The sequence below is a fragment of the Nocardia speluncae NBRC 108251 genome (assembly GCF_001613245.1).
Taxonomy (GTDB): domain Bacteria; phylum Actinomycetota; class Actinomycetes; order Mycobacteriales; family Mycobacteriaceae; genus Nocardia; species Nocardia speluncae.
This window is the reverse complement of the sequence record NZ_BDBZ01000006.1, coordinates 207,927-227,862: the sequence shown is the minus strand read 5'-3', so window position 1 is coordinate 227,862 and position 19,936 is coordinate 207,927. Positions and strand designations below refer to the sequence as shown.

The following is a 19,936-nucleotide window of genomic DNA, read 5'->3' as shown; positions in this document are numbered from 1 at the left end:
CGGTGGTCAGAAATAGCGGAGCACGATATAAGCCCAGGCGAGTACGCTGCTGAGGGCGGTGACCACGATGCCGTATCGGGTGAACTGCCAGAACGTGATCGCATGCCCGGCGCGCTGGGCGATCCCGAGTGCGACCACGTTCGCGCTCGCGGCGACCGCGGTGCCGTTCCCGCTGAAATCCGCGCCGAAGGCGAACGACCACCACAGCGCCTGCCCCTGTTGCGGATCGGGCGTCTGCTCGACGAGTCCTTCGACCACCGGTGCCATGGTGGTCGTATACGGGATGTTGTCGATGAATGCGGCCACCACCGCGGACCCGAAGACCAGGACGCCCGAGGCGAACAGTGGGTTGTCGCCGAAGGCGGCGACCGCCGCGTCGCCCAGCCGGCCGATGACGCCGGTGTGCACCAGGCCGGCGACCATCACGAACAACCCCATGAAGAAAACCAGCGTCGCCCATTCGACTTCGCGCAGAATATCTCGGATATCGAGCCCGGAGATGAGCACCATCGCCCCGGCGCCGAGCAGCGCGATGATCGACGGCGCCACATGCAGTAGCGAATGCAGCCCGAATCCGGCCACGACCCCTGCCAGGACCAGCAGCGAACGGGCGAGCAGCCGTGGGTCGGTGATGGCGCGGCGCTCCTGGAGCGTCATCACCGTGGTGATGTGCTTGGAGGTCTCCCGCAGATGCGCGCGGAACAGCCAGCGGGTGAACACCACGAACAGGACGAAGATGACGGCCACCGCGGGTGCCATATGGATCAGGAAGTCGTTGAAACTCAGGCCCGCCCGGCTGCCGATGATGATGTTGGGCGGGTCACCGACCAGGGTGGCGGCACCGCCGATATTGGCGGCAAGGACTTCGGCGATGAGGAACGGTTGCGCGGTGAAACCCAGCCGCCCGCATACGACGATGGTCACCGGCGCGACCAGCATGATGATGGTGACATTGTCGAGGAGCGGTGAGGCAACGGCGGTGATGATCATCAACATCACCATCAGCCGGAACGGGCTGCCGCGGGAACGTTTCGCGGCCCAGATCGCCAGGAAGTCGAACAGGCCGGTGTGTTTGACGACGCCGACGATCACCATCATGCCCAGCAGCAGAAAGATGACATTCCAGTCGATCCCGGCGTGCGCGTTGTAGAAGACGTCTTCACCCGGGACCAGCCCGAGCACGGTCATGGCCGCCGCGGCGATCAGTACAACCTTGACCTTGTCGGCGCGTTCGGTCGCGATGAACCAGAACGCCCCGACGAAAATGGCTACCGCCAGGATCTGATTCATCGGCTACCTCGCCTCGGCCCGGCGGAATTCAGTCCTCGGGCCCGGCGACGGCCAGGCTGATCAACAACCGTTCGAGGGTGATTCCGCCGATGAGGGCGTGCTCGCGGTCCACGACCGCCACCAGGGGGCTGTGCCGCTGCGCCATCAGCGCCGCGATCTCCAGCAGGGTCGCGTCACGCCGGACGACCGCCGGTCGCGGCGCGTGCTGCGGGAGACAGTCACCGACGGTGAGATGCCCCGGTTCGCGCCAGAACAGTTCGGCGCTCAGCTCGTCTATGGTGCGCACGAGGGCCGGATCGTTCTGATATGAGCTGGGAATCGCCAGCCGCAGCACCTGAGTGCCCGGCAGGACCGCGACCGGCCGATCCGCCTCGTCCACCACGATCATGCCGGGCAGCCGATTCACCACCATCAGGCGCATGGCCCTCGCGACCGGATCTCCGGGCCGGACGGTCGGCAGGTGGACGGCGATATCGTGAGCTTGCATCGGCGGATCCCGTCGCGCGTGCGGGGAAAGCGTGGTCATGGCCGGAACTCGTCGCCGGTGAGCCGGTCCACCAACCGTTCCAGCCGCGCCACCCGATCGGGTAGCGGTGCGCTGTGCAGCAGGTCGGCGAATTGGTCGGCTTCGTCGGTTCCCAGGGCGACCGACTGGACGGGTTCGTCGCCGTCGCCGTGGTAGACGAGAATGTTCTTGCCGCCGTCGGCGCTGGTGACCAGTGCGAACCGGTCACCGCTGCGAGTGCGCAGATGGTGCACGGCGCCTTGGCCCGGTATGGTGCTGCGGTCGATATGCACCCGAACGCTCCTCCCGCCACCAATTGTGTTCGCTCTAAGTTTTCGCGAGCGAGGTGCCGAGGACCATCGGTGCCGGTACCCATCTGTGGTGGCCGACGTTGTGTAGTCCGCCGCCCCGGAAAATGGGTGCCCGACCTCATGGACACCCCGGCCGCCAGCGGCCAGACTGAGTTCATGGACCGTCCGGGAAGTGGTATCGGCCTGTTCCGGCGGCACACCCGGACACCGGCGGATGCGCTGTTCCGGCGAATCTTCCTCATCAACGGGCTGGTGTTCACGCTGGGCACGCTGGTGCTCGCGCTGTCACCGGCGACGGTGTCGTCGCGGGTGCGGTTGACCGAGCTACCGGTGCTCGCGGTCGGTCTGGCGGTCATCCTCGCCGCCAATGCGTTCCTGTTGCGAACGAGTCTGGCACCGCTGGACGAACTCATCGCCTCCATGCGGCGGGTGGACCCGTTGCGCCGCAGCGGCCGCGTCGACGGCCGGGGCAACGGCGATCTGTCCCATCTGATCGATTCGTTCAACGCCATGGTCGACCGGCTCGAGACCGAGCGCGCCGCGGCCAGCGCTTCCGCCCTGGCCGCCCAGGAAGGCGAACGGCAGCGTATAGCCCGGGAACTGCACGACGAGATCGGGCAGAGTCTCACGGTGGCACTGCTGTCGATGAAGCGGGCCGCCGACCGCGCCCCCACCGATGTGGTCGATGTGCTGCACGGTGCCCAGGAGACGGTGCGCGGCTGCCTGGACGAGGTCCGGGGGATCGCCCGGCGGCTGCGCCCCGATGTGCTCGACGATCTCGGCCTGTCCAGTGCGCTCAGTGCGCTGTGCAGTGAGTTTTCCTCCACCGCGGGGATCGGCGTGCATCGCGAAGTCGACCGGAACCTGCCACGGTTGCCGCCGGATATCGAACTGGTCTGTTACCGGGTGGCGCAGGAAAGCCTGACCAATATCGCCCGTCACGCCGATGCCGGTCGCGTGGGGCTGAGCCTGCGCGTCGGCGAGGAGGCGCTGATACTGCGGGTCACCGACGACGGCCGCGGCGGGGTGGCCGAGGACGGTTCCGGGATCCGCGGGATGCGCGAACGCGCGCTGCTCGTGAACGCCACCCTCACGATCGATTCACCACCCGGGCACGGCACCGTGGTCTGCCTGACCATTCCGCACCGGGAGGAAGGGAATGCGCCATGACTTCATCGGCACCGGCCCGGATCCTGCTCGCCGATGATCACGCACTGGTCCGGTCGGGGCTGCGGATGATCCTCGATGCCGAACCGGATCTCACCGTGGTCACCGAAGCCGCCAACGGCCACGAGGCGGTACAGCAGGCCGGAGCCGTACCGATCGATCTCGCGATCCTCGATATCGCCATGCCCCGGCTGACCGGTATCCAGGCCGCCCGCGAGATCAACCGCAACACCCCGGGGGTACGGATCCTGATGCTGTCGATGTACGACAACGAGCAATATTTCTTCGAATCCCTGCGGGTCGGCGCCTCCGGCTATGTCCTCAAATCCGTCGCCGACCGGGATCTGCTCGAGGCCTGCCGGGCCACCCTGCGCGGCGAGCCCTATCTGTATCCCGGCGCGGTGAATTCCCTGATCCGCGAATGGCTACAACGTGCCGAACGCGACGAACCCGTTCCGCAGACACTGCTCACCCCGCGCGAGGAGGAGATCGTCAAGCTCGTCGCCGAGGGGTATTCGTCGCGCGAGATCGCCGGGGACCTGGTGATCAGCGTGAAAACCGTGGACCGGCACCGTGCCAACATCCTGCAGAAACTGGGCCTGCGTGACCGCCTTGCGCTGACCCGCTACGCCATCCGCGCCGGGCTGATCGAACCCTGACCACCGGCCCTCTCCTCGCGGGGAGATGCCGATCGTGCGGCGGACCGGCGAAACCACGGATGGCGCGGACGAGGCTGCGGCGCTTGCGCTCTCGGTACGCTACGTGCCGGTTCCGTGGCCCGCAGTGAACTCGTCCAGGCCGTTGGTCCTCGTATTGTGTGCGGCCCTGATGAGCCATCGGCCCTGACGTTTCACCATGATCAAGGTGATCAGGCCGGTACGATCCTCGGTGACATCCGTACCCGGTAGCCGATGTTCCGGCCAGCTCCAGCGGGTGTGGACCAGGGCGACCTCGGGTGTGATGGTGGCGATATCCAGCACTTGCTGGGTGTAGTTCTTCTTCTGTCGTAACACCGAGTCGGGGACGTCCTTGTGGCCGTCGATGTTGTCCTGGCGTGTGCGCCACCAGATTCCGCGATGAGTGATGAAATCCGAGTCCTCGGTGAAGTAGGTGCCCCATTCGTCCATCTCATGGCTTGTCCACAGCGCGGTGTGGGTCGCGAGCGTCGTCCTGATGGTTTCTTCGTCGTCCCGATGCATACGACAACTCTGAAACCTGAAGTGAACTCGATGTCAAGAGCAGGGTCAGGAGAGCTTGTGCTCGCCGATCGGGGCGGTGAGGTCGGTGCCGTTCAGTTCGAGGTAGAGCTGCCGCTCCAGCACCGACAGCGTGGCGGAGTTGCGGCGTTCCAGGGCGGCGGCCGCGGCGTCGACGAAGGTGCGGCCGAAGCTGTAGAGCGGGATGGTCTCACCCCGGTGGATTCGCTTTCCGGCCAGGCCGGCGAGGACCTTCGAGGGGTCGCGGTGGGTGTAGACAGCTGCCCGGCCGGCGAGTTTGCTGCCGCGATGTACCCGGTCGGCATCGGGGGCGCCGACCTCGATCCATGCGGTGATCTGCCCGGTGAGATCGCGGACCAGCACGGCGGGTTCATCGGTCGAGGACACCCCGCCGTCGCTGAACGCGATCCCGTCCTCGTATTCGAGGCAGTAGGCCAGCAGCCGGGTGACCAGGAATTCCGCGGATTCCGACGGATGCCGTGCCAGGCGCAACTCCAACTCCTGATAGACGCCGCGATCGACGTCGGAGAGTTGGACTGCGAAGGTGTGCAGGGTCGCGCCGATAGCCATAGGCAGGTCAGCCTAATACCCCGGCCGGATCCCATGACCATGAGTGCTGCCCGGAACTCGACGGCAGGCGCTCGATTTCTGGAAACAGCGGCACCCGCGAAAGGTCGGACGGCGCCGGGTTGTGAGAGTGCCCGCGCCGAGTTGCCCGGGGTCACGCTGACCTTTCGGTCGATCGCAGGTGCCCGGTCACCCCGATGCGAAGGCTTCGACCATCATTATGTCGTTATAATGAATTGATGACTCTGTATGCGCAGGTGGAGGCTGCCCTCGCCGAAAGGATCGGGGCGCACTGGCAGATCGGTGACCGGCTGCCCACCGAGGACGAGCTGGTACGCCAGTTCGGGGTCAGCCGGATCACCGTGCGACGGGCCGTGCAGAACCTCGCCGCCAGGGGTCTGGTCGATGTGCGCCAGGGAGTGGGCACATTCGTGGCCGCGCCGAGAATCACCCAGCAGCTGATGGAACTGACCGGGTTCGTCGAGGACGTTCACGCATTGGGGCTCGAGGCCAGTGCCGAGGTGGTGACCGTCGAGACCGTAACGGCTTCGCGAGACGTCGCCGATGCACTCGAGGTGCCGTTCGGATCGGCGGTGACCTTCATCGAACGCATCCGCCGAGCCGACGGCCGGGCCCTTTCGTTCGATCAAACCTACTTGGTTCACGATGTGGGGCAACGTATTGCCGAGGAGGATCTCGAAAACACCCAGATCTTCACTCTGCTGGAGCACACCTACGGCGTGCCACTGGCCGGGGCGACCTACAGAATGAGTGCCTGCCTGGCCGACTCCGACGTCGCCGCCGCGCTGGACACGGAAATCGGCGAGGCCGTGTTCCGGATCGAGCGGACCACCTGCACCACGAACGACAGGCCTGTCGACTACGAGATCCTGCACTACCGCGGGGACGCGGTGACCTTCGAAACCCGGCTCCACCGTCGTCGTGACGCGCCGTGACGGTGGCCACGACGCTGGTCGTGCTGATCGGTGCGTTCCTCACCGCGAGCCTGGGAAGCGCACTCGGGATGGCAGGTGGAATTTTCCTGGTGCCGTTCCTGACGGTCGTCACTCACCTGTCGTTCGAGAGTGCTGCCGGGGTGAGTCTGGTGTCGGTCGTTGCCTGTTCGTGCGCCGGCTCACCGGCAACGATCGTTGCGCGCCTGACCAACATTCGCCTCGCGATCGTGCTGGGAATCGCGTCGTCGTCCGGGGCGCTGGTCGGGCTACTGGCGGTCGGGATGATCCCCGAGCGGGTGCTGTACGGTCTGTTCGCCGCGGTCCTGGCGGTATCTGCGGTACAGATGGTGAGTCCCCGGCGCGCCAGGCCGGTCCCGCCGGGACGGACCGATCGGGCGGCTGCGCTGCGGCTGCATTCCAGTTTCCCGGGCCCGGACGGGACAGCGATCCCGTATCGAGTCGCGTCGCCGGGAACTGGATCGGTAGCGATATTCGGCGCCGGGGTGCTGTCCACCTTGCTCGGCATCGGGAGCGGGGTACTCAAGATTCCGGCGATGGATACGGTGCTCCGCCTGCCACTGAAGGTGTCCTCCGCCACCGCGAATTTGATGATCGGCATCACGGCGGCCGGCGCCGCCGCGGCCGTCGTGATCGGCGGGACGGTCGACCTCGATTTCGCTGCGCCGGCCGTCGTAGGCTCCGTGGCCGGATCGATCCTGGGCGCGCGAGTGCTGGTGTGGGCGAAACCTGTTCACCTCCGCATCGTGTTCACCGGTGCGCTCGCCCTCCTCACGATCCCCATGGCACTCACTGCCGCGGGGACGATCGGTTCGGGCGCACAGTGAGCGCGCGACCGCGTCGGCCGAGCGCCGTGCAGCTACGGCTTGCGTTCCTGCTGCGGCGCGGAACGACATTCGCAGCGGCGCTCACCGCCTTCGGGATGGTGGCCGAACCGATGGGGGCTACACAGTGGACAGCCTCTGTCACCACAGTGTGCGGATTACTGCTGTTCGCTCTGCTACCCGTGGCGGGATTGCTCGTGGTCGCCCACCATTTCGCTCGCCGGCGCGACTGGGCGTACACCGCCCTCACGGCAGGTGCGCTGCTGCTGATCGCGGCGAATATCGTTGTCGGTTCCGTCGTCTGAAACGGGAGCAGCCGCGCGGTCGACCAGCCGTCCGCCGTCGATCATCGCGTCGGCTCCGGGCCGAATCGGTGCCCGGCGCCGGTGGCGAGATCGGCGGATGGCGTTGCTCCCGCGCTTCGAGCCGGCGGGTTCGCTCATCTATTCCCGGCAGTCGCAGTGGTGCTCTTCCTGCTGTCCGCGGTGGTGCGGGCGGCTGCGCCCCGGTGGCCGCGCCGACGATGGCCCCGGCCCGAGAAGGCCGGGGCCATCGTCGTTTCTACAGGCTGTGCCGGATCAGCCGAGGCTGAAGGGCTGACCCCAGACACGGAACTCGGAGGTGCCGTTATCGGTGGCCACCTCGACTCGCACGAACGCGCGGGCCTGAGCGTAGCCACCGCATCCGTTGAGGCCGATGGTGCTGTCGGTCCAGGTCACCGAGCCGTTGGGGCCGTTGAACTTGGTGGCGAACTGGTGGCCCTCGTTGCCGTACGCGTCCGGCTTCTCGATATCGAGGAGCAGGAACGAGGTGGCCTGGCCGGGGCCCAGGGTCAGGTTGCCGCCGGTGCTGAGTTTGCCGGTGACGTTCTCGCCGGCGTAGTCGGAGGTGACGTCGGCTCCGCCGTTGGCGCCACCGCCGCTGATATCGACCTGGCAGCCGACGACATAACCCGGGGTGATCTTGGTGCCGTTGTGCTTACCGTGCACCTCGACCTGCGCGCTGGCCGAAACCCAAGCGTTGCGGTGCAGCGGGGTGGAGCCCATGGAGGGGTTGATCAGCGCGGATTCGTGGGCGATCCGCGCGGTGACCCCGAGCCCGTTGGGCAGGGTGTGGTGGAGTTCGGCGCCGGGCAGCGGCACGAACGTATCGGCGTTGGCGGCGCCGGTCGAGAACAGACCGACAGCGGCGGCGGCCGCGGCGGCGACGCTCGCGATGCGCACGGCGCTCTTCTTCACTACAGACATGAGATTTTCCCTCTCGGAAGAGATATTCCGTTCAGCGACGGATTGATCGACCAGTGGTGACGAGCGTCAGCCGATGCTGAACGGGGCTCCGTACAGGGTGGACTTGGAGTAGTGGTCACCGATGATCTCGAGAACCGTGTAGGACCGGGCCTGGGCGAAACCGCCGCAGCCCTCGACGTTCATCTCGACATCCTTGTAGTCGATCCAGTACGGGCCGGGCTTCTTGATGTCGACGCCCTCGATGTGGACGAACTTCACTTCGCCCGGACCGAGCTTCACACTCAGGGATCCGCTGCCACCCAGGGTCGAGGTGCTCAGAGTGCCACCGATACCGGCCTGGAAGGCATTCTCGGCGATGCTGACCTGGCAGCCGACGATGTAGCCGGTGCTCAGCCGCGAGGCGCCGTGGGTGGAGGAGTTGTTGGTTCCCTCCGCGTTGGTCGGGCCCTTCCATGGTCCCGGGTCGCCCTCGGGGGTCTGCGTGACGTCAGCGTGAATCTGTCCGCTCACCCAGGCGACCCGGCCCGCGCCGTTGGCCGACATGGAAGGCGAGATCAGCGCACTCTCGTTGACGCGCGCAACCTTTCCGTTCGGGCCGGCCTTCTCGCCGCCGGGCAACGGCACGAACGTGTCCGCGGTCGCCGTTCCGCCGGCAACGCCGAGTACCGCCGCCGCCGTCATCGCCGCGGTGGCAGCAATCCCTTTGATATTCATCGTGTGTCCCTCATGGTCTAGCGAATGTCGCCGGGTACGGCCGCAGCCGCGGGACCGGCGAAAGTGGCAGCACGGAATTCCGGATCGGGACGCGCGAAAACGCGGGTCATGTCCGGTTTGCTGCGCACTCGCAGGTGAAATCCGGTGGGTACGGAATGCCCACCGGCGGTTCGGATCGTCTCAACCTGGGCGATCAGGTGACGAAATGCTGCGCCATCAATCCCTCATCCCTGTGTATCTCTTACAAACCCGGCCAGGTATGGCCGGAGGCCCCGCGCCGTGACAGAGCGGATGGGGAGGCGATACAGCCGGCAGCGGAGTGCATCCCGTCATCCTTTCGCTCCTCGGCACAGTCTGTTGCTAAGCCTAATCAAGTTAGGCTAGCCTGCGCTCACTATAAAGGTTGGTTAACAAAATTTGTGAGCTATCACCGTGACGTATCTCATATACGCCGGAAGGGACGGGTTCGATGCACAGTTCCTGTAGCACCGCGTCATGACGGCCGGTTCGTCCTATGAATACCACACCAGGGTCGCAGTCCGCAGGTGGATGGGCTGGATACTTGCCGCCGGCCTTCTGATACTTGCCTGCGTACTCAGCCTTGTGGTCGGCGTGAAGCATATTCCGATCACGGAGATCATTACTGCGCTGTGGCAGCCCGGCGGATCGCCGGACGACCTGATCATCAGCGAATACCGCCTGCCACGCACCCTGCTCGGCCTGCTCGCGGGTAGCGCGCTCGGGATCGCCGGATGCCTCATGCAGGGGCTGACACGGAACCCGCTGGCCGACCCCGGACTGCTCGGGATCAACGCGGGCGCGGCCTTCGCGATCGCGGTGGCGGTGGCGTACCTGGGCGCCAGTGGTATCGCCTCCTACGTCTGGTTCGGATTCGCCGGAGCGGCGGTAGTGTCGGTGGCGGTGTACCGGTTGGGAACCGTCGGTCGCGGTGGTACCGACCCGATCCGCCTCACCCTGGCCGGCGTCGCGGTGACCGCCGTGCTCACCGGTATCACCAAGGGGCTGATTCTGCTGAATTCGAGCGCCTTCGAAGAGATGCGGCAGTGGGATGCCGGTGCGCTGACCGGCCGCGGCTACGACGTGCTCGCCGGCGCGACCCCCTTCATTCTCATCGGTATCATTTTCGCCGCCGTCGCCGCCCGTTCGCTCAACGCCGTGGCGCTCGGCGACGATATGGCGCGCGCACTCGGCGTACATGTGACACGGACCCGCGCCTTCACCGCCCTCGCCCTGATCCTGCTGTGCGGTACGGCGACCGCCGCGGTCGGGCCGATCACCTTCGTCGGCCTGGCGGTACCGCATATCGCCCGCTGGATAGTGGGGCCCGACTATCGCTGGATCGTCGCCTACTCGCTGCTCCTCGCCCCGACACTGGTGCTCTTCGCCGATATACTCGGCCGGATCGTCATTCCGCCGGACGAGATCGCGGCGGGTGTGGTCACGGCCTTCCTGGGCGCGCCGATACTCATCTGGCTCGCCCGTCGTTCGGAGATGAGGTAGTCGTGACCCTGCGTGAGAAGCCGCGGATCGGCGCCGTGGCGAGTATCGACTTCGGCCGTACGGTCCGAGTGCTGCGGCTGCGCGGCCTCACGGCCCGATTCGGTGTACGCAGCGTGGTGGTATCGGCGGTGCTGCTGGTCGCCGCCTGCGTCGTTTCGCTACTGGCGTTGGGGACGGGGGATTTCGCGATCCCGCCCGACCGGGTGCTGCGGGCGCTACTGGGCAGTGGGGTCGGCAGCGACGAACTCGTGGTCCTGGAGTGGCGGTTCCCGCGGGTGCTGATGGCGCTGGTGCTCGGCGCGGCGCTCGGGATCAGTGGCGCGATCCTGCAATCGGTGACTCGCAACCCACTGGGCAGCCCCGATATCGTCGGGTTCAACAACGGTGCGTACACGGGCGCGCTGCTGGTCATCCTCGCCGGCGGCGGGTACTACGCCACGGCGGCCGGTGCCATCGGCGGTGGGCTCGTCACCGCGCTGGCGATCTTCCTGCTCGCATTCCGGCAGAACGTCAAGGGCTTCCGTCTGGTGATCGTCGGTATCGGAATCGGCTCGATGCTGGCCGCGGCCAATACCTGGCTCATCCTGCGCGCCGACCTCGATACCGCCATGTCGGCCGCGGCCTGGGGGGTGGGCACGCTGGACGGACTGACCTGGGCCCAGATCACGCCGGCGCTGGTGGTGCTGGCCGTGCTTGCGATCGCGGTGGTGCCCGCGGCGCATCAGTTGCCGATTCTGGAACTGGGCGACGATGCGGCGCAGGCGCTGGGGGTCCGGGTGGGCCGGGCGCGGTTGCTGCTCACGGTCCTCAGTGTCGCGTTCACTGCTGTCGGTACGGCCGTCGCGGGACCGATCGCCTTCGTGGCGCTGGCCGCCCCGCAGCTGGGCCGCCGATTGGCCCGGACGCCGACGACGGCGCTGCTTCCGGCCGCGGCGATGGGGGCGTTGCTGCTGGCGGTATGTGATTGGATCTCGCGCCGTGTGTTCGCCCCGACCACTGTGCCGGTCGGTGTGGTGACGGCGTCGGTCGGTGGTGCATACCTGGCTTATCTGCTGGTGATCGAGGCTCGACGGAACTGAGGGATCTTCGTGGACGAAAAACTCGAGCGCAGCGAATCTGCGCAGCAGGCCGTCGCACCGCATGCCGCCACCGACGCCCGGTTACGGGCCGACCGGTTGCGGCTGGGCTACCGGAACCGGGTGATCAGCGACGAACTCACGGTCGATATCCCCGACGGCACCTTCACCGCCATCATCGGGCCGAACGCCTGCGGCAAATCGACGCTGTTGCGGGCGTTGTCGCGGCTGCTGGCACCCGAATCCGGCGCCGTACTGCTGGACGGTAAGGCGATCGGTTCCTATCCGGCGAAGGAGGTGGCCCGCCGTATCGGGCTGCTCCCGCAGAGTTCGACCGCGCCGGAGGGGATCCGGGTCGCCGATCTGGTGGCTCGCGGCCGGTATCCGCACCAGTCGCTGGTCCGGCAGTGGTCGCGCCACGACGAGGAGGCGGTGGCCGCAGCGATGGCCGCCACCGGGGTGACGGAGCTGTCCGGGCGGCTGGTCGACGAATTGTCCGGCGGGCAGCGGCAGCGGGTGTGGATCGCGATGGTGCTGGCCCAGGAGACGCCGATCGTGCTCCTCGACGAGCCCACCACCTTTCTCGATATCGCCCATCAGATCCAGCTTCTCGACTTGTGCCGGGAACTCAACCGGGATACCGGCCGGACGGTGGTGGCGGTGCTGCACGATCTCAACCATGCGTTCCGTTATGCCGATCACCTGATCGCGATGCGCGACGGTGCGGTGGTCGCGGCCGGGGCGCCGCGCGAGATCGTCACCGCGGAGCTGGTGCAGAAGGTCTTCGACCTGGGCTGTCGCGTGATCGACGATCCGGAAACGGGCACGCCGCTGGTGGTTCCGCTGGGTGAGAAGGCGGTTCGGGTGGGCTGATTGCCGGAGCGCAAGCGCAAAGTCCGACTACAGTCAAGATGTTTCACTTTAGTAAAGGTTAGGCTAACCTCAACTGTGGTCGTGTGCTGTGCCAAGGGTTCCCACCCGGTGGCACAGCAGGCGAAAGTGGTTCACAGCGAAGGGAGTTGCCGTGCCGGCGGCAGTGCAGAACGCGTCGACGATCAGCGGTCCAGGACTACCGCTCACCGGCCCCCAGCTGGGAATCTGGAATGCGCAGCAGTTCGATCCGGAATCCGGCCGCTACCTGGTCGGCGAGGTCCTCGAAATATCCGGCTCCGAGCCGATCGACGTCGACGCACTGGCCGAAGCCATCGCGCTGACCGTCGCCGAGGCCGAGAACATGCGGCTGCGGTTCCGTGATACCGCTTCCGGCCCCCGGCAATTCGTGAGCAACGAACCCGCCGTCCTGCGCCCCACGATCGACCTCCGGGGCGCCACCGAACCGGTTTCCCTCGCCCATGAGGCCGTCGCCCTCGAACGGTACGAGGCCGCGCAACGCTGCCGGGGGATGGCCGATCGGCGGCTCTACAACTACACGCTGATCCGGCTCACCGAATGCGAAGTGTGGTGTGTGCAGCTGTACCACCACCTGATCGTCGACGGCTACAGCGCGGCGCTGCTGTCGCGCCGGGTCGCCGCGCACTACACGGCACTACGCCGGGGCACCGAACCTCCCAAGGCGACCTTCGGCACCATTGCCGATCTGGTCGGCGACGAGCAGGCCTACCGGGAGAGCGAGAATTTCACCGCCGACCAGGAGTATTGGCGCGAACAGCTCAGCCCGGCACCCGCGCTGGACGGACGCGGCACCGCGCTCGGCGGCGCCGTGGAACGCACGATCCGCGCCGAGGCGATCCTGCCCGTCACCACTCTCGACCGGCTGCGTCATTGCACCGAGCGCTATCGGATCACCTGGGCGGACGGGCTGATCGCCTGCTACGCCGCCTACATCCAACGACAGCTGGGCACCTCCGATGTCGTGCTCTCGATGCTGATGATGGGACGCGTCGGGCGGGTCGCATTGAGTACACCGTCGATGGCCGTGAACGTGCTGCCGCTGCGGCTGGCCGTGCACGCCCACGAGACGGTCGGCGAACTGGGCGTCCGGGTCGCGGAATCGTTGCGCGAGATGCGCAGACACCAGCGCTACAGCGGCGCCGACCTCGCCCGTGACCTGAGCGGTTTCGGTGCCGGCGAGTTGTTGCACGGGGTCGGGATCAACCTGAAGGTTTTCGATTTCGCGCTCGACTTCGACGGTGCCAAGGGGGTGCTGCGTAATGTCGCGGGCGGGCCGCCGGAAGATCTCGGCCTGGTCGCGACCCCACTGCCCGATAAATCCGTCCTGCTGAACTTCGAATGCGATGCGCGCACCAACGATCCGGAGACCGCCTATCAGCGCATGGCGGGGCTGGTCCGGGTCATCGAGGCGTTCACCGAACTGGACAAGGTACAGGTCGGTGCGCTGGAGCTGATCGACCGTGACGACCGGGCCCGGCTGCTGGCGCAGCGTCGCGGGCCGGCGGCCGCGGCCGGAACCGAGCTGGTACCGGCGGCGCTGGATCGGATGGTCGCGGAATACGCCGGCGATACCGTGCTCGTCGCCGGTGCGCAGCGATACACCGGTGCCGAACTGGGCACGCAGGTCTATCGGCTGGTCCGCTACCTGCGCGACCGTGGCGTGCGCCCGGGGGACCTGGTGGGTGTCGCGCTGCCGCGTACCGCGGATCTGGTGGTGGCGCTGCTGGCCGTCTGGCGTGCCGGTGCGACCTATCTACCGTTGGACCCGGAGCATCCGGTGGCCCGGTTGCAGACGACGATCGACGATGCTTCCCCGGTACTGGTGCTCACCGACAACGCGCTGGTGAACGCACTCGATTGCCGTACGGTCGCAGTGGACGGCGACGAGTTCCGCGCCGTGCTGCTGGAGTATCCGGACAGCCCGCCGGCCGATGCGTGCATCCACGGCGAACACGCCGCCTATGTCCTCTACACTTCCGGGTCCACCGGCACGCCCAAAGGGGTGGTGATCGACCACACCGCCCTCGCACAGTTGGTTGCCGGGCATCGGTCCGGTATCTACGCCGAGACAGTCGAGCGGGCCGGCGGTCACCGGCTGGCCATCGCGCACACCACCTCGTTCGCTTTCGACGCCGCGCTCGACCCGCTGCTGTGGCTGCTCGACGGCCACCGGATCCACCTGTACGACAGCGATATCCGCCGCGACCCCGCCGCGCTGGCCGCCGCCTTCGGCGCGGACGGGATCGAGGTCGCCGACGGTACTCCCACGCTGGCCGCCGCGCTGTTCGCGCACGGGTTGGCGGAGGTGGAGTTGCGCCTGCTGGTTCTCGGCGGGGAGGCCTGCCCGCCGGACCTCTGGCAGCAGGTGCAGACCGCCGGAATCGTGGCGGTCAACCTCTACGGGCCCACCGAGGCCACTGTCGACGCCATCGGCGCACCCGTCCGCGGCGCCGATCCGCATATCGGGGTGCCGCTGTCCGGTGTGCGGGCCTATCTGCTGGACAACGGTTTACAGGCGGTCGCCGACGCGCAGCTCGGCGAGTTGTATCTCGCGGGGGCCGGGATCGCGCAGGGTTATCTGGGCCGGCCCGGACTGAGCGCGCAACGTTTCGTGGCCGACCCGTTCGGGCCGCCGGGCGCCCGGATGTACCGCACCGGCGATCTGGCACGGTGGATGCCGGGGCAGGGCTACTTCTATGCGGGCCGGGCGGACGCGCAGATCAAGATTCGCGGGCACCGGATCGAAATCGGTGAGGTGGAAGCCGCATTGAGCGGGCTGCCCGAGATCGTCGCGGCGGCCGCCGATATCCGCGAGCTCGCGGGGCGGCAGAGCCTGATCGGTTATGTGATCGCCACCGCCGAGGCCGCGGCGCAGGTACACGACGGTGCCGTGGATCTGGGGGCCCGGTTGCGCAACCGGCTGGCCGAAACGCTACCCGACCCGATGGTCCCCACCCGGATCGTGGTGCTCGACGAACTCCCGTGGACGGTCAACGGCAAGGTGGACCGGCCCGCACTACCCGATCCGGTGGAATCCACCGGCGGGCGGGCGCCGGCGACACCGGCCGAACAGGCGATCGCCGAGGTGGTGGCCGAACTGCTCGGCCGCGACGGCGATACCGTCGATATCGACGACGATTTCTTCGGCGCCGGCGGCGACAGCATCACCGCGATCGGTGTCTGCGCGAAATTGCGGGAGCGCGGTTTCGTCCTGGCGCCCCAGGATCTGCTGACCCGTCGCGGCCTCGCCGATCTGGCGGCCGCGACCGAACCTGTTGCGGTTTCGACGGATACCGGCCCGGCCCCGGCGCCGCGCGCGGAATCCGTGACGATCGCGCTCCCGCCGCGGGGTCTTGCCGAACTGGCCGCCGTGCACGGGCCGGTCGCCGATGTGCTGCCGCTGTCGCCCCTACAGGAAGGGTTGCTGTTCCACGCGCTGCGCGACGGCGCCGCCGACGTCTACACCCTGACGGCGCGATTCGAACTGTCCGGCCCGGTGGACCCCGGCCGGCTGGCGGCCGCGTTCACCGAAGTACTGCACCGGCACCCGAACCTGGGCGCCGCCTTCCACTACGACCGGGTCGATCAACCGATCCAGGTGATCCCCCGCAACCCGCGCGTCGCGTGGCGGGTCGAGGATCTGCGCGACCGGCCGGACGCCGCGGACCGTGCGCTGGCGCTGGAACAGGCCGCGGGCGCGGAACTGTTCGATATCGGCGACCCACCGCTGCTGCGCGCGCTGCTGATCCGGCTCTCCGATACCGTGCACCGGCTGGTGCTCACCGCCCACCACCTGCTGGCCGACGGCTGGTCGATCCCGATCGTGCTGCGCGAGATGCTCGCCCGCTATCACGGCGAGGAACTGCCCGACCCCGGCTACTACGGCACCTATCTGGCCTGGCTCGCCGCCCGCGATACGGTCGCGGAAACCCGGCGGTGGGGCGACTACCTGGCCGGGTTGGAGGCGCCGAGCCTGATCGGCGCGCCCAGACCGCGTTCGGCCGCGATCGGGTTGCAGGTGCCGCTGGCCGAGCAGACCGCGACCGCGCTCGAATCCTTCGGCCGGGCACACGGGCTCACGATGAACACCCTGTTGCAGGGCGCGTGGTCGATGGTGCTGGCCGAACAGCTCGGCCGCACCGATGTGGTGTTCGGCGCGGTGGTGTCGGGCCGGCCCGCCGACCTGCCCGGTGTCGGCGGCATGGTCGGGTTGTTCAGCAATACCGTCCCGGTCCGGATGACCCTCGATACCGCGCGGCCGGTGGCCGAGCAGTTCGCCGCTTTCCAGCGGACCACACTGGAATTGCAGAACCAGGGCTATCTGGGCCTGGCCACCGTCGAACGCGCCGCGGGGGTCGGGCGGCTCTTCGATACGCTCGTCGTCTACGAGAACTTCCCGAAAACCGGTGTGGCGCCGAAGGAAACGCACGAGGTCGCGGTTGCCGACGTAGCCGTGCACAGCCTCACCCACTATCCGGTGACCGTGACGGCGCTACCCGGCGACAGGTTCCGCCTCATGCTGCACTACGCGCCGGGCGCGATCGAAGAGGCGAGCGGGCAGCGGATGGCGGCGCGGCTGGGCGCCGTGCTCACCGCGCTGGTCGGCGATCCGGCGGCTACCGCCGGTGCGGTACTCGACCGAACCCGGCATCCGGACAGCCACGGTGCGACCCTGGCCGATTGGACCTCGGAAGCGGGGATCGATCCCGCGTCCCCGGCACTCACCGCCGCCGGAACCACCCTCTCCTACCGCCAGTTCGGTGAGCGCGCCGATCGCCTGGCCCGCTGGCTGGTTTCCCGGCAGATCGGCCCGGAGACAGTAGTAGTGGTCGCGATGCCGCGCTGCGCCGAGGCGGTGATCGCCGCGCATGCGATCAGCCGCGCCGGAGGGGTCTACCTTCCGGTGGATCCCGGTCAGCCCGCCGAACGGGTGGACACGATCCTCGCGACAGCCGCCCCGGCGCTGGTGCTGACCACGGCGGCAGGCGGTTTCGCGACCAGCCGTGCCCCCGTCGTCGCCACCGACACCGTGGATCTGGCCGGTTACGCGGTGGGTGCGCTCACCGACGCGGACCGGATTGCGCCGCTGCGCCCGGACAACGCCGCCTATCTATTGTTCACCTCCGGGTCCACCGGTGTGCCGAAGGGCGTATCGGTGAGCCACGCGGCCATCGTCAACACCTTCGCCTGGCTGCAGGAACAGCATCGGTTCGGTGTGGGCGACACCATGCTGTACCGCACCCCGGCCACCTTCGACGCCTCGCTGCTGGAGATCTACCTGCCCCTGCTGGTGGGCGCCCGGATCGTGCTGGCCCGCCCCAACGGGCACCGTGACCCGTACTACCAGGCCGAACTCATGGCCGACGAGGGTGTCACCGCCGTGCAGATGACCTCCTCCATGCTCACCACCATGGCCGAGGAGAGCGACCTCACCGGCTGTGCCGCGCTGCGTTGCGTATTCACCGGCGGCGAGCCGCTACCACCGGCCACCGCCCAGCGGTTCCGGGAAGTCACCGGCACCGAGGTGAACAATCTCTACGGTCCCACCGAGGCCGCGGTCTGCATCACCTATCACGTCACCGACGACACCGATCTCGATACGGTCCCGATCGGCCGCCCGCCGGGCGGCGCGGGGGTGCGGGTGCTGGACGAGAAGCTGCGACCGGTGCCGTTCGGGACGGTCGGCGAGCTCTACCTCACCGGTGTCCAGCTCGCCCGCGGCTACCTGCACGAACCGGCGCGCACGGCGCACACCTTCGTCGCCGACCCGGCCGGCAGCGGTGAACTCATGTACCGCACCGGTGATCTGGTGCGCTGGGGCGCCGGGGGCGAACTCGACTACATCGGCCGCACCGACAGCCAGGTGAAACTGCGCGGCCAGCGGATCGAACTCGGCGATATCGAATCGGCGGTCCTGCGCCGTCCGGAGATCGCCCAGGCCGCGGTGATCCTGCGGGAGGATATCCCGGGCGATCAACGCCTGGTCGCCTACCTGCGGGCCCACTCCGGTGCCATCGTCGACACCGAGGAACTCCGGGCCGCGCTGCGTAACGTGCTGCCCTCCTACATGATTCCCGCGGCCTTCGTGGAGCTCGACGAGATCCCGATGACCGTCAGCGACAAACTGGACCGCAAAGCGCTGCCCGTCCCGGAATACCCGGTGGACGTTGCTGCCGCTGGACCGGTCGCGAGCCCGGCTGGCGATTCCGGCGCAGCGATCGTGACCCGGAACGGCGCTTCCGACACACCGGCTGCGGCCTCGGCGGCCGCTTCCGGCGCACCGGACGCTGCTCCGGCCGTACCGGAGGCTGCTCCGGGTACGCCGACGGCGGGTCCGGAGGTATCGGCGGTGGCTCCCGGCGCGCAGGCAGTGGCTTCGAACGTTTCGGCCGGGCGTCCAGGAGTTATGCCGGCCGTGGCTCCGGACCCGCCGACGGCCGTTTCCGTTGGGCCGGCGGGGGTACCAGGGGTGACATCGGCTCCCGATTCGGGTGTACCGGGCGCGTCGGCGGCGGTTTCCGGTGGACCGGTGGGCGTACCTGAAGTGGCCGGCGCGGTCACCGCGGCCATGGTCGCGGTACTGGGCCTCGCGACGATCGGGCCGGATGACGATTTCTTCGCCGCCGGCGGACATTCCCTGACCGCTGTGCGGCTGGTCGGGCGGTTGCGCCGTGCCGGATACGAGGTCGTCGTCGACGACGTTTTCGAGGCGCCGACCGTCCGCGCCCTCACGACACGTATCGAAGGCGTGGCACCGGCCGGCGGAAACGGCTCCGCCGATGCCGGTTCCGTCGTCTCGAGTAACGCAGCGCCGGAGACCGCGATCTCGGAGCCGGTGCCCGAGGAGCCGGTATCCGAGGAGATCGCCATGCTGGGCCGGCGCCTCGACCATATGCTGCGGCTACGCGACCGCGGCACGGCCGAGCCGCTGTTCTGTGTGCATCCCGTGGGCGGAACCGCCTGGCAGTTCGCCCCGCTCGCCCGGCGGTTGCGTGCCGACCGGCCGCTGATCGGCCTTCAGTTACCCGCCTTGCGTGGTGTGGATTCCGGGGCCGCGACCATCGACGAACTGGCCGCCCGCTATCTGGAAACCGTGCGCGAAATCCAGCCGGAGGGCCCGTATCATCTGCTGGGTTATTCGCTCGGCGGCAATATCGTGCACGCCATGGCGGCCGCGCTCACTGCGGCCGGCGCGGAGGTCGCGTTCGTGGGCCTGGTCGATTCGCATCCGCTCGCCAACCTGGCCGAACAAGCCGCCGAGGCGCTGGCCGATCCGGACCGGATGGACCGGTTGCTCCCGGAACTTCCCGCGGACGCCCCGGATCTCGCCGCGCTCATCCGCGGTGCCGCAGGTGAATTGCTGCGGATGGTGACGAGATCCGGGACACCGCGGTATTCCGGCCCCATGGCGCTCTATGCCGCCGACCCCGGCGACAGCGAGGACGCCCCGCGCGTAGCCGCCCAGCTGGCCGGCTGGCGTGCTGCCGGGGCCCGGATCATCCCGCGCCGCCTGCCCTACACCCATTTCGGGATCGTTGCCGACGCCGGCTGGGCCGAGGTCGCCGCGCTGCTCGATACCGACCAGGCGTTGCGGACCTGACGGTGTGGGCC

16 protein-coding genes are annotated in these 19,936 nt (G+C 68.0%); 9 read left to right on the top strand and 7 right to left on the bottom strand.

What is annotated here, in order from left to right:
• Nucleotides 1–6: 6 nt before the first annotated feature.
• The 3 genes from NS6_RS09380 to NS6_RS09370 are packed head-to-tail and all read right to left on the bottom strand — an operon-like array spanning nt 7 to nt 2,088.
• Nucleotides 7–1,290 carry an ArsB/NhaD family transporter gene (locus NS6_RS09380; RefSeq protein ID WP_068039548.1) on the bottom strand — a complete coding sequence of 428 codons (1,284 nt, stop codon included), beginning with the start codon at nt 1,288–1,290 and terminating at the stop codon, nt 7–9.
• 28 nt (nt 1,291–1,318) lie between these two features.
• Nucleotides 1,319–1,816 (bottom strand): CBS domain-containing protein, encoded by a 498-nt coding sequence (locus NS6_RS09375; protein WP_245669217.1) that lies wholly within the window; start codon nt 1,814–1,816, stop codon nt 1,319–1,321.
• Nucleotides 1,813–2,088 carry a cation:proton antiporter regulatory subunit gene (locus NS6_RS09370; protein WP_068039546.1) on the bottom strand — a complete coding sequence of 92 codons (276 nt, stop codon included), beginning with the start codon at nt 2,086–2,088 and terminating at the stop codon, nt 1,813–1,815. Before NS6_RS09370 ends, NS6_RS09375 begins: the two co-directional genes overlap by 4 nt.
• A 174-nt stretch (nt 2,089–2,262) precedes the next feature.
• On the opposite strand from NS6_RS09370, the gene NS6_RS09365 reads away from it, so the two are divergent.
• Both NS6_RS09365 and NS6_RS09360 read left to right on the top strand, forming a co-directional pair.
• Nucleotides 2,263–3,276: a sensor histidine kinase gene (locus tag NS6_RS09365; protein WP_068039688.1), complete on the top strand. Its 1,014-nt coding sequence runs from the start codon at nt 2,263–2,265 to the stop codon at nt 3,274–3,276.
• A complete protein-coding gene (locus tag NS6_RS09360) occupies nt 3,273–3,932 on the top strand; it encodes a response regulator (RefSeq protein ID WP_068039545.1) in 660 nt (219 codons plus the stop codon). The genes NS6_RS09365 and NS6_RS09360 overlap by 4 nt, the downstream gene beginning before the upstream one ends.
• Nucleotides 3,933–4,031: 99 nt before the next feature.
• Here the strand turns inward: NS6_RS09360 and NS6_RS09355 are convergent, their stop codons facing one another.
• Nucleotides 4,032–4,472 (bottom strand): SgcJ/EcaC family oxidoreductase, encoded by a 441-nt coding sequence (locus NS6_RS09355; protein ID WP_068039543.1) that lies wholly within the window; start codon nt 4,470–4,472, stop codon nt 4,032–4,034.
• A 45-nt stretch (nt 4,473–4,517) separates the two neighbouring features.
• On the bottom strand, nt 4,518–5,060 hold the full coding sequence (locus tag NS6_RS09350; RefSeq protein ID WP_068039541.1) for a YaeQ family protein: 543 nt from the start codon (nt 5,058–5,060) through the stop codon (nt 4,518–4,520).
• A gap of 236 nt (nt 5,061–5,296) precedes the next feature.
• Here NS6_RS09350 and NS6_RS09345 point away from each other — a divergent pair, with 236 nt between their 5' ends.
• The 3 genes from NS6_RS09345 to NS6_RS09335 are packed head-to-tail and all read left to right on the top strand — an operon-like array spanning nt 5,297 to nt 7,160.
• Nucleotides 5,297–6,013 carry a GntR family transcriptional regulator gene (locus tag NS6_RS09345; protein ID WP_084470874.1) on the top strand — a complete coding sequence of 239 codons (717 nt, stop codon included), beginning with the start codon at nt 5,297–5,299 and terminating at the stop codon, nt 6,011–6,013.
• Nucleotides 6,010–6,858 carry a sulfite exporter TauE/SafE family protein gene (locus tag NS6_RS09340; RefSeq protein WP_245669215.1) on the top strand — a complete coding sequence of 283 codons (849 nt, stop codon included), beginning with the start codon at nt 6,010–6,012 and terminating at the stop codon, nt 6,856–6,858. Before NS6_RS09345 ends, NS6_RS09340 begins: the two co-directional genes overlap by 4 nt.
• A complete protein-coding gene (locus NS6_RS09335; protein ID WP_068039537.1) occupies nt 6,855–7,160 on the top strand; it encodes a DUF1634 domain-containing protein in 306 nt (101 codons plus the stop codon). Before NS6_RS09340 ends, NS6_RS09335 begins: the two co-directional genes overlap by 4 nt.
• 273 nt (nt 7,161–7,433) lie before the next feature.
• On the opposite strand, the gene NS6_RS09330 is transcribed toward NS6_RS09335, so the two are convergent.
• Together NS6_RS09330 and NS6_RS09325 are read right to left on the bottom strand one after the other, a co-directional pair.
• Nucleotides 7,434–8,102 carry an MspA family porin gene (locus tag NS6_RS09330; RefSeq protein ID WP_068039536.1) on the bottom strand — a complete coding sequence of 223 codons (669 nt, stop codon included), beginning with the start codon at nt 8,100–8,102 and terminating at the stop codon, nt 7,434–7,436.
• Nucleotides 8,103–8,168: 66 nt separating this feature from the next.
• A complete protein-coding gene (locus NS6_RS09325; RefSeq protein WP_068039532.1) occupies nt 8,169–8,816 on the bottom strand; it encodes an MspA family porin in 648 nt (215 codons plus the stop codon).
• A 495-nt stretch (nt 8,817–9,311) separates the two neighbouring features.
• Here NS6_RS09325 and NS6_RS09320 point away from each other — a divergent pair, with 495 nt between their 5' ends.
• The 4 genes from NS6_RS09320 to NS6_RS09305 all read left to right on the top strand — a co-directional run bounded on the left by NS6_RS09320 (nt 9,312) and on the right by NS6_RS09305 (nt 19,925).
• The gene (locus tag NS6_RS09320; protein ID WP_084470873.1) at nt 9,312–10,337 is read left to right on the top strand and encodes an iron chelate uptake ABC transporter family permease subunit; all 1,026 of its coding nucleotides are present in this window, start codon (nt 9,312–9,314) and stop codon (nt 10,335–10,337) included.
• 2 nt (nt 10,338–10,339) lie between these two features.
• Nucleotides 10,340–11,416 carry a FecCD family ABC transporter permease gene (locus tag NS6_RS09315; protein ID WP_068039530.1) on the top strand — a complete coding sequence of 359 codons (1,077 nt, stop codon included), beginning with the start codon at nt 10,340–10,342 and terminating at the stop codon, nt 11,414–11,416.
• Between the two features lie 96 nt (nt 11,417–11,512).
• Nucleotides 11,513–12,286: an ABC transporter ATP-binding protein gene (locus tag NS6_RS09310; protein ID WP_210747405.1), complete on the top strand. Its 774-nt coding sequence runs from the start codon at nt 11,513–11,515 to the stop codon at nt 12,284–12,286.
• A gap of 151 nt (nt 12,287–12,437) precedes the next feature.
• On the top strand, nt 12,438–19,925 hold the full coding sequence (locus tag NS6_RS09305; RefSeq protein ID WP_068039524.1) for a non-ribosomal peptide synthetase: 7,488 nt from the start codon (nt 12,438–12,440) through the stop codon (nt 19,923–19,925).
• Nucleotides 19,926–19,936 lie beyond the last annotated feature (11 nt).